14 protein-coding genes are annotated in these 15,994 nt (G+C 50.7%); 8 read left to right on the top strand and 6 right to left on the bottom strand.

Annotated features, from left to right (window positions below; translation table 11 throughout):
- The first annotated feature begins 10 nt into the window (after nt 1-10).
- The 4 genes from JTN23_RS20590 to JTN23_RS20575 all read left to right on the top strand — a co-directional run bounded on the left by JTN23_RS20590 (nt 11) and on the right by JTN23_RS20575 (nt 4,369).
- Nucleotides 11-1,180: an FG-GAP repeat domain-containing protein gene (locus tag JTN23_RS20590; protein ID WP_247236945.1), complete on the top strand. Its 1,170-nt coding sequence runs from the start codon at nt 11-13 to the stop codon at nt 1,178-1,180.
- A gap of 150 nt (nt 1,181-1,330) precedes the next feature.
- Complete coding sequence (locus JTN23_RS20585; RefSeq protein ID WP_247236944.1) at nt 1,331-2,269, top strand: nuclear transport factor 2 family protein; 939 nt, start codon at nt 1,331-1,333, stop codon at nt 2,267-2,269.
- Nucleotides 2,270-2,489: 220 nt separating this feature from the next.
- The gene (locus JTN23_RS20580) at nt 2,490-3,092 is read left to right on the top strand and encodes a Cj0371 family chemotaxis-regulating polar lipoprotein (protein ID WP_247236942.1); all 603 of its coding nucleotides are present in this window, start codon (nt 2,490-2,492) and stop codon (nt 3,090-3,092) included.
- 101 nt (nt 3,093-3,193) lie between these two features.
- A complete protein-coding gene (locus JTN23_RS20575; protein ID WP_247236941.1) occupies nt 3,194-4,369 on the top strand; it encodes a glutathionylspermidine synthase family protein in 1,176 nt (391 codons plus the stop codon).
- 145 nt (nt 4,370-4,514) lie between these two features.
- Here JTN23_RS20575 and JTN23_RS20570 read toward each other — a convergent pair whose 3' ends face one another.
- From JTN23_RS20570 to panD, 4 genes are all read right to left on the bottom strand, one after another.
- Complete coding sequence (locus JTN23_RS20570; protein ID WP_247236939.1) at nt 4,515-5,195, bottom strand: zinc metallopeptidase; 681 nt, start codon at nt 5,193-5,195, stop codon at nt 4,515-4,517.
- 86 nt (nt 5,196-5,281) lie between these two features.
- Nucleotides 5,282-5,767: a D-glycero-beta-D-manno-heptose 1-phosphate adenylyltransferase gene (rfaE2, locus tag JTN23_RS20565; RefSeq protein WP_247236937.1), complete on the bottom strand. Its 486-nt coding sequence runs from the start codon at nt 5,765-5,767 to the stop codon at nt 5,282-5,284.
- Between the two features lie 52 nt (nt 5,768-5,819).
- Nucleotides 5,820-6,851: a lysylphosphatidylglycerol synthase transmembrane domain-containing protein gene (locus JTN23_RS20560; RefSeq protein ID WP_247236935.1), complete on the bottom strand. Its 1,032-nt coding sequence runs from the start codon at nt 6,849-6,851 to the stop codon at nt 5,820-5,822.
- A 102-nt stretch (nt 6,852-6,953) separates the two neighbouring features.
- The gene (gene panD, locus JTN23_RS20555; RefSeq protein WP_247236933.1) at nt 6,954-7,304 is read right to left on the bottom strand and encodes an aspartate 1-decarboxylase; all 351 of its coding nucleotides are present in this window, start codon (nt 7,302-7,304) and stop codon (nt 6,954-6,956) included.
- Between the two features lie 386 nt (nt 7,305-7,690).
- Between panD and JTN23_RS20550 the strand changes: the two genes are divergently transcribed.
- Nucleotides 7,691-9,163, top strand: a complete 1,473-nt coding sequence (locus JTN23_RS20550) for a Gfo/Idh/MocA family protein (protein ID WP_247236932.1) — start codon at nt 7,691-7,693, stop codon at nt 9,161-9,163.
- A 247-nt stretch (nt 9,164-9,410) separates the two neighbouring features.
- On the opposite strand, the gene panC is transcribed toward JTN23_RS20550, so the two are convergent.
- Complete coding sequence (panC, locus tag JTN23_RS20545) at nt 9,411-10,253, bottom strand: pantoate--beta-alanine ligase (RefSeq protein ID WP_247236931.1); 843 nt, start codon at nt 10,251-10,253, stop codon at nt 9,411-9,413.
- A gap of 234 nt (nt 10,254-10,487) precedes the next feature.
- On the opposite strand from panC, the gene JTN23_RS20540 reads away from it, so the two are divergent.
- The 3 genes from JTN23_RS20540 to glmS all read left to right on the top strand — a co-directional run bounded on the left by JTN23_RS20540 (nt 10,488) and on the right by glmS (nt 14,614).
- On the top strand, nt 10,488-11,294 hold the full coding sequence (locus JTN23_RS20540) for a glycogen/starch synthase (protein WP_247236930.1): 807 nt from the start codon (nt 10,488-10,490) through the stop codon (nt 11,292-11,294).
- Between the two features lie 40 nt (nt 11,295-11,334).
- Nucleotides 11,335-12,639: a DUF4270 family protein gene (locus JTN23_RS20535; RefSeq protein ID WP_247236929.1), complete on the top strand. Its 1,305-nt coding sequence runs from the start codon at nt 11,335-11,337 to the stop codon at nt 12,637-12,639.
- Nucleotides 12,640-12,775: 136 nt separating this feature from the next.
- Entirely contained in the window at nt 12,776-14,614 is a 1,839-nt protein-coding gene (gene glmS / locus JTN23_RS20530; RefSeq protein WP_247236928.1) for a glutamine--fructose-6-phosphate transaminase (isomerizing), read from the top strand.
- Between the two features lie 83 nt (nt 14,615-14,697).
- Here glmS and JTN23_RS20525 read toward each other — a convergent pair whose 3' ends face one another.
- Nucleotides 14,698-15,876, bottom strand: coding sequence for a sialidase family protein (locus tag JTN23_RS20525; RefSeq protein WP_247236927.1), 1,179 nt, complete (start codon nt 15,874-15,876; stop codon nt 14,698-14,700).
- Nucleotides 15,877-15,994: the final 118 nt, after the last annotated feature.

The following is a 15,994-nucleotide window of genomic DNA, read 5'->3' as shown; positions in this document are numbered from 1 at the left end:
CGATATGATTATGAAAAAACAATATACTCTCTGGATAGCTTTGCTGCTGCTGGGCTCCTCATCCATGGCCCAAAAGGCCACGTTCAAAGCGGAAGTCATTGATTCCAAAATTGACATCGGCTACGGTCTGGCTATCGGCGATGTGGACGGGGACGGCAAAGAGGATATCCTGATGGCCGATCAGAAAGAAATAGTCTGGTACCGCAATCCGGCCGGCTCGAACAGCTCCTGGGTTCGTCATGTAATAGCCAGAAATCTTACCGAACGCGACAATGTATGCATAGCTGCCCGTGATATCGATGGCGACGGCAAGGTGGAGGTAGCTGTGGGAGCTCAGTGGAATCCGGGTGAGACCAAAGACCTGAAACAATCCGGAGCTGTCTTCTACCTCATCCCCCCCGACGACCGTACTCAGCTGTGGGAGCCGGTACGCCTGCACCACGAAGTGACCATCCACCGGATGCACTGGGTGCAGAAGTCGGATGGAGGCTACCAGCTGGTGGTACTACCTCTGCACGGCGAGGGTAATGCCAACGGGGAGGGTACTCCGGTCCAGATGATCTCCTATGATGTTCCTGAGAACCGGAAGGGCCTCTGGCCGTACCAGTTGCTGGATACCAAGATGCACATGACCCACAATTTCCACCCGCTGGAAGTAAAGAATAACTTTCTGGGTCTTGTGATTGGAGGCAAACAAGGCGCGCAGGTATTTCTGAATGGGGCCGAAGGCTGGGCTCCGTCGGGTACCTGGATGGTGAGTAACTACGGTGTGGGTGAGATCAGAACGGGTACCCTAGGCAACGGACAACTCATGACCGCTACCGTCGAACCCATGCATGGTACCAGCCTGGTAGTATACACCAAGGATAAACGCACCGTATTGAACGACAAAATGAAACAAGCCCACGCCATTGTCTGTGCTGACTTTCTGGGTCAGGGGCGCGATCAGATCGCGGTAGGCTGGCGGGAGCCGAATGATAAGAAGCAAATGGGCGTGCGGCTGTACGTAGGTACCAACAGCGACGGTACCCAATGGCAGGAGTACGCCTTGGACGAAAAAGTAGACATGGCCTGCGAAGACCTGCGGGCCGCTGACCTGGATGGAGACGGGGATCTGGATCTGGTAGCAGCGGGTCGGTCCACCCGTAATGTCATCATCTACTGGAACCAGCGGAAGTAGCTTACGACCTTATACTCATTAATATACTTTTTGTAACCGATATAGTATTTTAAGAATAATAAATATTCATTATCTTCGTACTATAAGTGACAGTGTTTTCTTGATGGCTGGTTAGTTGGTTAAAATTTCACCTTTTAAACCTCCACAAGTATGAGGCCAACAAATAGTGTATCAGCATGGGTACCGGGTTTGAGCATATTGCTGTTGCTGCTCTGCGTAGAGACAACAGCCCAAAAAGCACCCCGACACAATGATCTTGTCGCGCTGTCCCCGAACGCCGACAAAAACGTACAACTACTTGATAGTTATCTGGATGATCTGATTTCTGGAAATTTTGAGAGAGCCAAAACACGGCTCAGCCCTGACTATACCGAGTACGGACCTGGTGCCAGCGAATCCATGACGATGGCTCAACTGGCAGATAACTGGGAGCATGCAGCGCACGACCGAATCGAACAAACCATCAGCAATCGCTCAACCGTTTCCTTCAACGCCAAAGCAGGCCCTGACCAGGGAGACTGGGTCATGAGCCGGGGTGTGTACAACTGGAAGGAAAGAAACGGCGGCACCACGATGAGCGTTCCTTTTCAGGTAACGGCTCAGGTAATCAATGGTAAAATCAAGAACGCATATATGTACTTCGACCGGTCCAGTCCACTCGATAGACTGGGCTACGCGGTTCTTTCTTCCAACCATGATCCTGAATTGTTCCTGATCAAGAAAGTGATTGAAGACGAAACATCGGCCTGGCTCCGCAACGACGGTAAACAAATGCAGAACTGCTGGGCTGACCTGTCCTACGCCACCCACACCGTTACCGACGAAAGTGGTAAAGCTTACGTAATAACCGGTTCGGAGATGAGTGATCAGATCATGCGGTTGTCGGCGCAGAAGCCTAATGAACCGGGAATTACATTCAGCAACGCCAGGTATGAGGTACGACCAAACGGCAACGCTGCCTGGGTAACTTTTGAACAAACATTCCAGAAGCCCAATGGCGAGCGTTACACCAATCTCGAAAGCCGCTACCTGGAAAAACTGGGAGGCAACTGGAGAATCGTACACATGACTACCTTACCTAAGAAGTAAAAAATACCCGTTTCTTTCCCGTCCGGAGTACCATCCCCGCCTGTTGATCAAGAAAACACTCAATAGGGGAAGTACTCCGGACGGGAATTTTTATGCCGGACCGTTCATCCCTTGCCCATACGGCTCGCCGGGATCAGTTTACCATTCGCCCCGGTTGCATCGACATCAAACATCTATGAGTTATATTTGTTCTTATACTTCTACCAATTCATTGTAAATCATGACACCTTTTCGCTCCGGCTCCTTTATCCGGCGAGCCAAAGATATAACCATTAGCAGTACCCTGGCCCTGGCAATCATGGCCGGTGGAATAGCTCTGCCCGGCTGCAGTACCAACAATAATGAAGATGAATACAGCTACGCGGCCGACACCTCGTACAGCCAGGGTATTCGCTCTCATATCAAAGAGGTATCACCGGGTGAGTTTCAGATAACCAATGAGGAAACCGTGCCCTTTGACCAGGCGGCGGCTATTGTCTCCTACCAGGATGGCCATAGCGATACGCTTAGCCCTACGGCCGCCAAAGCCCTTATTGACAAGGAGATTCAGACCAACCAGTCGGCAGGAATGCATAGCGGGCTATCGAATGTATTGTTGTATGGTGGTATGGGATTCATGCTGGGACGTATGATGAACATGGGGTACATCAACTCCTACCGCGGCCAGGCCAATAATCCAAGCCGTTTCTACAGCAATCCGGCCACCTACCAGCGATCACAGAGCGCCTATACTGATGTCAGCCGCTCACGGGTAGTGACCTCTCGCCCGGCAGGCGGCCGATCCGGATTTTTCAACCGCTCATCGGGTCGCGTTGGAGGCTAAGCCTGGTTCCGCCACTACATCAGGGCTGCCTGCGCGCAAATAAGGCGCAGGCAGCCCTGTCTTTAGGTTAACATTCAGAATAGATTTTATTACTGCACCTTATGATTACGCTAAAATCATTGCCCAAGCACCCTGAGCAGGCGCTTCGCTCGCTGGGCTGGAACTGGATGCTGGGAGAAGATACCATACCCTACCTGGTACAGGAAGCCGTCGTACTGGACGAAACAGAAGCCAATGCCTATTACGAAGCGGCAGGTTCGCTCTATGACATGCTCGTCGAGGCGGGCCAGCACGTAATTGATAACAACCTGTTCCGTGATATGGGTATTCCTGACAATCTGGTTGAACTGGTCAAAACTTCCTGGGAGGACGATCGGCAGGTTCACCTATACGGACGCTTTGATCTGGCCGGTGGAATAAACGGAGAGCCGGTTAAGCTGATCGAATTCAACGCCGATACCGCTACCTGCCTGCCCGAAACGGCGGTGGTACAGTGGGCGCACCTGCGCGCCAATGGCATGGACGACACCCGCCAGTTTAACAACCTGTACGAGACGCTGGTGGGGCAGTTTAGATATATCCGCGAGGCCAACAGCGACCTGACGCCCAGCCTGCTCCTGTCAGCGATGCGCGATTATCCCGAGGACGATGCCAACGTAGCCCTGCTCGGCGAAGCAGCCCGTGAAGCAGGTTTCGAGGTAGAGTTTGCGTTTATTGATGAAGTAGAGTTTTCGGCCGAGGAGGGTATCTTCATGCAGGAGTCACAGCATGGACACTTCGTACGGTTCGATTTCTGGTTTAAGCTGGTACCTTGGGAGTACATCGGTTGGGATGAACCCCAACTCGCTGACATCCTGACCACGCTGGTCCGTAACCGTAAAGTAGTGGTACTTAATCCGGCCTATACACTGCTGTTCCAGTCTAAGTACATCCTCAAAGTACTTTGGGACCTGTACCCTTACCATCCGCATCTGCTCCAGACCGAGCGGTACGCCCTGCCGCACAAGCGGTCGGTGAGTAAGGTACTGTTTGGCCGGGAAGGTGCCAACGTGACCATTCTTGACAAAGGCGGGGAAGCGCTGGAAAAAGTAGAAGGTGAGTACGACAACCAGCCGCGCATCTACCAGGAGTACGTGGAGTTTCCGAAAGATGCTCAGGGACACTCGTACCAGGCGGGTGTATTTTACGTCGGTGAGCCCTGTGCTCTGGGCTTCAGACGCGGAGGCCGCATTCTTGACAACACTGCCCAATTTGTGGGACATATTGTGGAGGGGTGACTCATTAGTAAATGAGTGATTGAGAGAATGAGTGAATGATCAAAAAATTGTCAATAACAAAATGAGCGATTGAGGTATTTCCCTTCAATCGCTCATTTTGTTATCTATTCACTCATTCTCAAATTCTATCATTCTCCAATTAACACTACTCTCTTCTGCCCATTAGTATACTTACGTAGTAGAGCAAGGTAGCCAGTGAACCAATGGCGGCTACCAGATACGTACGGGCCGCCCATTTGAGCGCATCAGATGCCATACCATACTCACGCTCATTAACTACGCGGTTGCGCTGGATCCAGGCCAGAGCCCGGTTACTGGCATCGTACTCAACGGGCAGCGTAATAAACGAAAACAGAGTCGTTGCTGCGAAAAGAGCTACCCCGATGGCTAATGGTAGAATAGTCGTGTTGATCATCAGGATACCCGCCAGAATAACCCACTGCATGTAGCGCGAAGCCACACTCAGGAAGGGTACCATCTGTGAACGGAACTTCAGCCACGAGTAGGCTGTAGCATGCTGCACCGCGTGTCCACACTCGTGAGCCGACACCGCGGCGGCCGCTACACTACGACCATAGAATACGTCGGAACTGAGGTTAACGGTCTTGTCCTGTGGGTTGTAGTGGTCAGTAAGCATACCTTCCACCGAAAGCACCCGCACATCATGAATTCCGTTATCACGCAGCATTTTCTCAGCTATCTCTTTACCACTCAGGCCAATGCTTAGCCCTACCTGCGAGTATTCATTAAATTTACTTTTGAGTCGCCACTGAACGTACAGACTGACGATCATGACGACGATACCAATCAAATATGCACCTGCCATTGTATTACAATCGTTTTAAGTGAACTGCTATGGGTTAAAATCATTACCAGTAGAACGTATTTTCTACCAAAAACTGCATCACTATCTTAGTAGCTCTGCTTGATTTTTTCAATCAGTGAAGTCGTGGAATATCCTTTTACAAGGGGTATTGTTTTGACCTCGCCTCCATTAGACAGTACAAAATCTGCGCCAACGATTGTTTCGACGGTATAATCGTCACCTTTTACCAAAATGTCAGGTTTTATGGCCTCAATCAGGCGGATTGGCGTTGCATCATCGAACAAAATGACAGTATCCACAAATGATAATGCCGCCACCAGCCGTGCCCGCGCGTGTTCGTTCACTACCGGACGCTGCGGCCCTTTCAGCTGGCTTACCGAGGAGTCGGTATTGAGTCCCAGTACCAGCCGGTCGCCGGTTGCCCGGGCCTTCTCGAGGTAGTCGATGTGCCCCAGATGTACAATATCAAAGCATCCGTTGGTAAATACGATCTTCTGTCCGGCCCGTTGCCAATCCTGCACCTGCGTGACGGCCTCGTCCAGGCGCATAATTTTATTTTCGGTAAGAATCATAGTATAAAGGTTTAGGATAATCACTGAAACATAAAACCCATCAGGAAACTCCTCAGACCTGTTGTACCTCTTCTACCGCTTCCTTACGCGATTTATTCATGAATAGTACCACCAGGAAAGCCAGCGCACCTACCACCAGCATCAGGAGCATCTGGGTACCGTGTATAAACGTAGCCAGTGTGATCCCGTCTTTCTGGGTCAGGCCATACAGTAGCATCACGTTACCTACCAGCAGGTGATAAGCTCCTATACCTCCCTGCGTAGGGGCAGCCATGCCGATAGCCCCTATGACCAGTACCGTGAGGCCGGCCAGTGGGCCCAGGTCGGATGTTTCGGGGATACAGTAAAACAGCACGTACGAGCTCAGGTAGTAAAATACCCAGATCAGCAATGAACTGGCTATAAAGAGGCCGGGGCTGCTGAGCTTACGAATACTGAGCAGACCTTCCAGCATACCTCTCGAAAAGCTTACAGCCTTCTGCACGAGACCGTTAGCCAGTACCTTTTCCCGTAAGGCTTTATTCTTAAAGAACAGGTATCCTAACACTACTACGGCTGCAACTCCTATAAGTACTATTATCAGCAGCCAGTTGGTGGCACCACTGCCCTCGCCCCCGCCTACCTTACTACCAAACAGCTCGGCAAAAAAGCCGCTCAGACGATCAAACTCCAGCACAAAGTTCAGCCCGATCAGAACCACCAGCGTAACAACGTCGAATATACGCTCGGCCACTACGGTACCAAAGCTGAGGTTGACCGGTACACGCTCCAGCCGGTACAAGGTACCACAGCGGGTAACCTCACCCATGCGGGGTACTATGTAGTTGGCAAAATAGCCCGTAAATACCGCGATCGAAGCATCAAACAGATTGGGCTTATACCCCAGGGGCTCCATAAGCATCTGCCAGCGCCAGGCCCGGGTAATATGCGCCGCCAGCAATATAAGACAGGATACCACTATCCAGCGCCAGTCGGCCTGCTGAAGACGGTCCAGCATAGCCCCCAGATCAATGTCTTTGAACACAAACCAGAGCAAGCCACCTGCCAGTCCCAGGGAGATGGCGTATCGGAGAAGATTCTTCATGAAGTAGAGTAATAGTGAATATATAAGGCAAAAAAAAGCAGACAGCGAACAAATTCCTAACTATTGTCGCTGTCTGCTACACAAATTTCGTATACGTTATGATTAATCTACCAGCCGGTTGGAATCATCAGGGAATACGACCCTGGGCTTAAAGTCCTTAGCTTCCTCCGGACTCATGCTGGCGTACGTAATGATAATAATAATGTCACCTACCTGGGCTTTACGGGCTGCCGCGCCATTCAGACAAATCACTCCTGAGCCACGGGCGCCTTTGATCACGTAGGTCACCAGCCGCTCTCCGTTGTTATTGTTAACAATATGGACCTGCTCGTGTTCGAATATACCTGCTGCATCCATCAGATCCTCATCTATCGTAATGCTTCCGACGTAGTTAAGCTCGGCCTGCGTTACCTTGACCCGGTGGATCTTCGATTTCATCAATGTAATTTGCATCAATCAAATAAGTTAAAGAGCTTTCAGGAGGGACTACTTGGTTAGGTATTGCTCCCTTACGCGTGCAAAGTTAGGGGATTTGTACTCACCCATCAAAACACGGTTGCGCTCCTCCCGGTTCCAGGCTCCTGAACAGTCATAATCCTATATTAGCCTGCTCTTTACTATTTCCTTGACTGTACATAGATTCAAGGCACTTTTGATTGCCGCCTGTACCCACACCTACCCCGACCGTCCCAGAAATACAAAAGAGGCATCAAGTAGATAAGGCCTACTTTCTACTCATTTTGTACAATATTATCCAAAGGCTTCAAGTATTTTGAGAATCCGATGTACTTTTACAACTGGTAATATTCTCGACCCTTTACGTACTTAATACAATCAAAATGAGTAAGAAAGTTGAAAACAGCGGTGTATCACGCCGTGACTTCCTTCAGAAAAGCGCCGCCGCCGCAGTAGGAAGCTTCTTCATAGTACCCCGCCATGTGTTGGGCAAAGGCTACCGCGCTCCCAGTGATAAGCTGAATATAGCTGGTATCGGTATAGGAGGCAAAGGATTTTCGGACACCAACAACGCCTGGAACAATGGCGCTGAAAACATGGTAGCCCTTTGCGACGTAGACTGGATCCAGGGAAAGAGAAATTTTGAAAAGCACCCGAACGCCAAGAAGTACAAAGACTTCCGCCGCATGTTCGACGAAATGGGTAAAAGCATTGATGCCGTTACGGTATCTACCGCTGACCACCAGCATGCCGTTATAGCCATGGCTGCCATGCAGCTGGGCAAGCACGTGTACGTACAGAAGCCCCTTACACACGATATCTACGAGGCCCGTATGCTGACCGAAGCCGCTCGTAAGTACAAGGTGGTAACGCAGATGGGTAACCAGGGGGCATCAAACCCCGGACAGCGTCAGATGGTAGACTGGTTTAACAAAGGCCTGATCGGTAACGTCAAAGAAGTACAGATATGGACCAACCGTCCTGTATGGCCACAGGGTATACCCGTGCCTACCTCCAAGGCTGATGTACCTCAGGATATCGACTGGGACCTGTGGGTAGGTACTGCCGACTGGGTTGATTACAGCCCGGCCTGGCACCCCTTCAAATGGCGTGGCTGGTGGAACTTCGGTACCGGTGCACTCGGTGATATGGGTTGTCACCTGATCGACCCTCCGTTCCGCGTACTGGGTCTGGGCTACCCAACTGAGGTAGAAGCCAGCGTAGGACAGGTATTCCTCAAGGACTGGACTCCTGAGTACATTCCCGAAGGTTGCCCGCCGTCATCACGCGTACAGCTCAAGTTCCCGGCTACGGCTAAGAACAAGTCGGAAGTAACGATGGTATGGCACGACGGTGGTCTGCGTCCGTTCCACCCCGAGTGGATACCGGCCAACGAGCCACTGGGCGAGCCAGACAGCAGCAACGGTGCTATGCTGATCGGTGATAAGGGCGTTATGACCTGTGCTACGTACGGTCTTGATCCTAAGATTTACCTGAAGAATGGTACCAAGATGGAAATGCCTAAGGGCAGCTTCCAGAACAAGTATACGACGATGCCGGAGTTTGGTCACCACGTAGCCTGGACGGATGCCTGCAAAGCCGGCTTTAACAGCAAAGAGCACAAAGAGCTGACGTCGTCATTTGACTACGCTGGTCCGCTGACTGAGACTGTACTGATGGGTAACCTGGCTATCCGCAGCTACAACCTGCGTACCGCCAATGCCGATGGTAAAGGCTTCACCTACCCTGGCCGTAAGAAGATGCTATGGGATGGCAAGAGCATGAAGATTACAAACTTCGACGATGCCAACCAGTTCGTAAAACGCGAGTACCGCGGCAACTGGAAGCTTGTATAAGCATAAAATACCTAAACAAAGAGCCCCCTGGTCAGCTGACCAGGGGGCTCTTTGTCTTTAGAAGGGGGAGAAAAGTGTCGCTCCTACGGAGCTAGTGCTGGACCAGAATTCCATCACTACTACTGAAGTATGGCTCCTCCGGAGCCCACCTACTAAAGACTATAAATCCCCCTCTACAATCTCATACACTTATAGACTATAACTCCTGAACTCAAATCACTCTTTCGCTCATTTCGTTCTTTCACCCTTAGAACACTACATTATCGATCAGCCGTACCGGCCCCAGGTGAGCCGCTACACACAGGGCCGTGTGGCCTTCGGACTGTACTTCATCCACGGGTTGCATGGTACGAGCATCCACTACTTCAAAGTATTCAAGACTAAAAGCTGGTACGGTGGCTATGTAGTCCTGCACGACCTGTATCACATCAGCCACCCGTTCTCCGTTGAGTAGTCGTTCCTGCGCCTCAGACAGGGCCCTGTACAGGTGCGGGGCGATAGCACGCTCCTCAGGGCTCAGACGGCGGTTTCTCGAAGACATGGCCAGGCCATCAGCTTCGCGTACCGTAGGACAGGGCACAACCTCTATCTGAAAGGCCAGATCCTCCACCAGGCGCCGGATTACCGCCAGCTGCTGCAGATCCTTCTGCCCAAAGTACACCCGATCGGGATGTACTATATTGAACAGTCGGGCTACGACAATGCCTACTCCGTTAAAATGTCCTGGACGAAAGGCTCCTTCCATCACTGTCTCCAGTGTTCCAAAGTCCAGCACCAGCGAGGGAGCTGTGTTGTACATCTCGTCAGCGGAGGGAGCAAACACAAAATCGCAGCCTGCCTCTTCCAGCAGGAGATAGTCCTGCTCGAGGGTACGGGGGTACCTGCTAAGGTCGTCCTGATTGGTAAACTGGATTGGATTGACGAAGATGCTGCATACCGTCACGTCATTGGCCTGTCGGGAAGCCTCAATGAGAGACATATGTCCCTGATGCAGAGCACCCATAGTAGGCACCAGACCTATGGATTTCTTTTCGCTACGCTGAGCCGCCAGGTAGGCACGCAGCTCGGTTATAGTATAAAAAACTTGCATTTAAAAAGGATTTTGTAGCCGCTTTGAACGTGAGCCAGCCAGTTTGTTAGTTGCATTATCCCAAGAGGAGAGGGACGCATAAGAGACCCGTGTTTACTGGATATGGTTAAATAAAAGCGCAGTATAGGCCAAACTGTGTGCAATATTACAATTAGTCAGCATATTTTATTGAAAGTCGGATTTTTTTTGTATAATTTTGCAAATCTTTTTCTACACAAACAGCTTAAAAAGTCTATGGACAAACTAAGAATTTTGTATGTCGCCAGTGAAATCAACCCCTTCCTCAAAACTACTGACGTTGCCGACTATGTAAGAAGGCTTCCCCAGGCAATGCAAGAACGAGGTGCTGAAATCAGAATTCTAGTCCCCCGCTTTGGCCTCATCAACGAACGTAAGAATCGGCTTCATGAGGTAGTTCGTCTTTCAGGCATTAATATTACTGTAGGCGACGATGAAAAGCCTCTCATTATAAAGGTAGCATCTATCCCCAATGCCAAATTACAGGTATATTTCATAGATAACGAAGACTATTTCCACCGCAAATCCGTTTTCTTTGACAAAGAGAATAACTTTTTTGACGATAATGATGAGCGTGCGATCTTCTTCTGCAAGGGCGTACTGGAAACCGTCAAAAAACTAGGCTGGGCTCCTGATATCGTACATTGTAACGACTGGATGACGTCCCTGATACCTATGTATCTGAAGACTACCTACCGGAATGACCCCATGTTTAAGGATACAAAAAGCGTATTTACTGTGCATAATAACGCTTTCAATTATAAATTTGATGCGGATTTGCTGAGCAAGGCTAAAGCTATGGACGTAAGTGACGAAGCCCTGGCTCACCTTAACTCAGCAGATTTTGAAGGTTTTGTAAAGCTCGGATGCGCCTACGCTGATGCTGTTTTGAAAGCCGACGAAAAAATCAGCGGAAGCTTAAACCAAATTTTTAATGACTCACCAAAACGTGTCGATCTTGTCGAAGAAGACAGCAATTTTTCAGAAGCGTACTACAACTTGTATAACGACCTGGTTAACTAAAAGCTTTGCCATAGGGGTGGTCTTACTGACCACCCTTTTAATGGCCTGCGATCCTCCCCGGGACATTAGTCTCACGCCTCTTACTCCCGTAGGTACATTCTACACCGACACCCTCACCGTCCGCACTTCTACCGTACTGGCCGACTCGGTACGTACCAGCAACCCGGATATACTACTGATGGGTAAGTACAAAGACCCTCTTTTTGGTGAAATTACTGCTTCGAGCCACTTCTGGGTGAATACCCCTGCGACTACCGCCGTGGAATTCGGTACTACCGCCCGCTATGACTCGCTGGTGCTGCTGATGGGCTATAGCTATACCTATGGTGATACCATCCCCACTCAGAAGCTGGCGGTACACCGCATCACCGAAGACCTTTCGCGCACCACTACCTACTATAACACCAGTAAGGTAGCTTATGCGGCTACTCCACTCGGAGAGAAGACATTCCTGGCCCGTCCGAGCACAACAGGTACCATGCGGGTGCGCCTGTCGGATAACCTGGGTAGTGAACTGTTCACGCTGCTATCAACTCCGGCTAATCAGACAAATGATAAAATACATAGCGTGCTGAAAGGACTGGCGCTGGTACCTGGCGAAGACAACACGGCTATCATAGGTATACCGGGATCAAACGGAGTTTTGCTGCAGCTCTACTACCGCTCCTCACCCACTGATACGGTAACCAAAGCCTACTCGCTGGGCGCTCACCTGAACCTGAACACAGGGCCTTACCGGGCAGGCTTCAACCGCGTGATAGCCGATCGTACCGGCACGCCCCTGGAAGATATCAAGCCTCTGCAGCCTATACCTGCCTCGGCTACCAATGGCTACACCTATGTACAGGATGCCCTGGGCGTTATGACCAGAATTGAAATTCCCTATCTGAACAGGCTTAGGGCTAACGGGCCTGCGGCCATTAACCGGGCTCAACTCACCATCAGACCAGATCTGAGCTTTAACCAGCCAGGTATAACAATACCTCCTTTCCTGGTGCTGCTCGAAACCGACTCTACTAATCTGATCAAGCGTAATGCCGGTTACGAACTGATTGTGAATTCGGATGTTTCAGGACATAGTAACACTCCTATTGATCCTCAGGTACAACCTTACAATCCGCTTACTAAAGACTATACTTTCTTCCTGACTACCCAGCTGCAGGCTATTCTGTCGGGTCGTAAAACAAATAACAGCTTTCTGCTGACACCTATTTATACCAATACATTGGGGCAGACAGGAACACGATTTGAGTCTCAGTTGAATAACCGTGTGAACCGTTTGGTAGTTGGTACTAAGCCGGGTGATCTGAAACTGATTGTTTTCTATACCGTTGCGAAAGAATAGCTCTGTCAGAATATTCTTTTTGAAACCGGCAATGTTAACATTGCCGGTTTTTTTATTTATAGGTTTGTCGCACCCGTATTCATTTCCTTTATTTGCACTTAACCAAGTTCCATTTTTAAATTAATTTAATAATTATATGTGTGGAATTGTAGCGTATGTAGGATACAGAGAAGCCTATCCATTAGTTATCAAAGGATTGCAGCGGCTCGAATATAGAGGGTACGACAGCGCCGGCGTGGCTTTACTAAACGGCCACGGATTGAACGTTTACAAGAAGAAAGGTAAAGTCTCCGATCTTAAGGCCGAGCTGGCCGGTAAAGAACTCACGGCCAAAATAGGTATGGGCCATACCCGCTGGGCTACCCACGGCGAACCTAACGACGTTAATGCTCACCCACACTACTCCGATGACGGTAGGTTGGCTATCATTCACAATGGTATCATAGAGAACTACAGCACCATTAAGCAGAAGCTCCAGCAGAAAGGGCATATTTTTAAAAGCCAGACCGACTCGGAGGTACTGATCCACTTCATCGAAGACATCCGGAAGGAAACCGAAAAGCCGCTGGAAGAAGCCGTGCGGCTGGCCCTGCAGGAAGTAGTAGGCGCCTACGCCATCGTGGTGATGGAAGAAGACAATCCTACGCAGCTCATTGCCGCTCGCAAGGGTAGTCCGCTGGTAATAGGCATTGGTGAGAATGAATTCTTCTTTGCCTCAGACGCTACGCCTATCATTGAGTACACTAAAGATGTAGTATACCTGGACGACTACGAGATAGCGGTAGTACGCGACAACCAGCTCAACATACTGAGCTCTGACAACACCCAGAAAACACCCTATATCCAAACGCTGGAGCTGGAACTGGAAGCCATTGAGAAAGGCGGCTACGACCACTTCATGCTGAAGGAAATCTTCGAGCAGCCCCGCTCCATCTGCGATAGCATGCGGGGCCGGGTGCGGGCTGATGAGGGACACCTGCAGCTGGGAGGGCTCCGCAACTACATTGACAAGCTGGCCTCGGCCAACCGGATCGTGATCGTGGGCTGTGGTACCTCCTGGCACGCCGGGCTCGTTGCCGAATACCTGTTCGAGGAGTTGGCGCGCATCAATGTAGAGGTAGAATACGCCTCGGAGTTCCGGTACCGCAACCCGGTAATCAGCGAAAATGACATTGTTATAGCTATCTCCCAGTCGGGTGAAACGGCCGATACATTGGCGGCTATTGAACTGGCCAAGTCCAAAGGCGCTACCATATTTGGTGTGTGTAACGTGGTAGGCTCATCCATCGCCCGCGCTACCCATGCCGGCGCCTATACCCACGCCGGCCCGGAGATAGGCGTAGCCAGTACCAAGGCTTTTACAGCGCAGGTAACAGTACTTACGCTCATGGCTGTTGCTGCCGCAAAGCGCAAAGGTACCATATCCGAGGAGGTGTATCGTCAGTTGCTCATTGAGCTGGAAACTATTCCAGACAAAGTAGAAAAGGTTCTGGAGAGCGCGGACAAGATCAAAGAGATATCGTCCATCTTTACCTACTCCCGCAACTTTATCTACCTGGGTCGGGGCCTCAACTTCCCCGTGGCGCTGGAAGGAGCTCTGAAGCTGAAAGAAATCTCCTATATCCACGCCGAAGGCTACCCCGCTGCCGAGATGAAGCACGGCCCCATCGCGCTTATCGATGAGGATATGCCGGTCGTCTTCCTGGCTACTAAGGATAGCTCCTACGACAAGATTGTATCTAACATTCAGGAGGTAAAGGCCCGCAAGGGACGCGTAATTGCCATTGTCACAGAAGGCGACATCCTGATACCGGGCATGGTGGATTTTGTGATCGAGATTCCCCGTACGCACGATGTACTGGTACCTCTGCTGTCCGTTATACCGCTACAGCTGCTTTCGTACTACGTAGCCGTGCTACGCGGCCGTAATGTAGACCAGCCCCGTAACCTAGCCAAGTCAGTGACCGTGGAGTAGTACCGGAAAGCTACAAGTTTGATAAATAAGCAAAAGTGCTGCTGGCATACCTGCGCCAGCAGCTCTTTTGCTACAGAACGCCCCTACTCCATCAGCCAGTCGTACGCAAAGCGGGTGTAGACAATGCGCTGGTAGCCGTCCTTCTCGTACAGTACCCCTAGCTGCCCGTCCCCCTGCTCCACCAGGTCTGAGTAAGCGGCTGCTCCGGCGTATATTTCCTTACCGGCTGACCAGGACTGGCCATTGTCTTTACTGACGCGCACCGTTAGCTTCTCCCGTTGGGTCTGGCTGTTCAGATTGGAGAAAATAAGTATTGATCGTCCACCCGGTTCGCGGTAGCTGATCATACTCCCCTGACATACCGGATCGGGTAACGAACGAGCCACTTCTACTTTATTCCAACCTGTACCCGCATCAGACGAGTAAGCAAGTATACGTAAACGAGGCTCTCCCGACTGATTCCGGATGTTCATCAGCAATCCACCATCAGGTAGCTCGGCCGCAATACTTTCGTTGCCACCGGGATAGTCTACCGTTGGAGCTAGTTTGAAGGTCTTGCCGTGGTCGTCGGTATAGAAGCCGTGAGCCCGGTAATCCCGAAAGTCCGCCTGCGGAGGGCCTGCCGAATGGTTGGCCGCGACAAATAGGCGCCCACGGTTCCGACCCTTAGCAATCTGAATAGCATGACCGGGGGTATTGGCATAGGAGCGCCAGTCTTCTTTGAATGCATAGGCAGGATTAACCTCGGGCTTGTTAGGGCGTGATACCTGCGTAGTGATATTGACCGGCTCCGACCAGCTTCGTCCCGCATCGGTACTGGTTTTATACCATACCTCCCTGATGGCCTTCCCTTCCCGGACGTCATGTTCGGAAGCTACTCCGGTATTATAATAGAGAAACAGTCGTCCCCTGGGATAAGTCGGATCGGCCAGGTCAAAAACAGGAGCCGGATTACCCGCCTGCGCCGCTCCATAGTCTACTACTACCTGCAAAGGCCCCCAGGTAGTACCGTTATCGTGGCTTACCCGCAGTACCAGATCTACATCCCCAAAGTCACCGCAATCCGTACGCCGTCCCTCCGCAAAAGCCAGCAGGTCGTTGGTAGGTGTCCGTACAATGGCCGGTATGCGGTAACAGCGATAGCCATTTTCGCCATTCCGGAATACAGTACTTTCAAAGTTAGTCTGCGATGCGGGAGTAGCAGGCTGGTGCAGCCCAGTACTAATCAGCAGCAGGATGGATAGAACTACGGTAGTAATCATACAAAAGAGCCTGGACAGGTATAGGGTAGATAAGTCAAAAATAAGCGCTTAGGTACTACTTGCCAAACAGGCTGTACGAGGGAACCGACCAGTACCTGCTACCCTTATAAGTACTTAT

Origin of the sequence: Telluribacter roseus (genome assembly GCF_017355915.2) — a bacterium.
In the GTDB taxonomy this organism is placed as follows: Bacteria; Bacteroidota; Bacteroidia; order Cytophagales; family Spirosomataceae; genus Telluribacter.
Note: the sequence above shows the minus strand (reverse complement) of the source record. Positions and strands in the feature narration are given on the sequence as shown.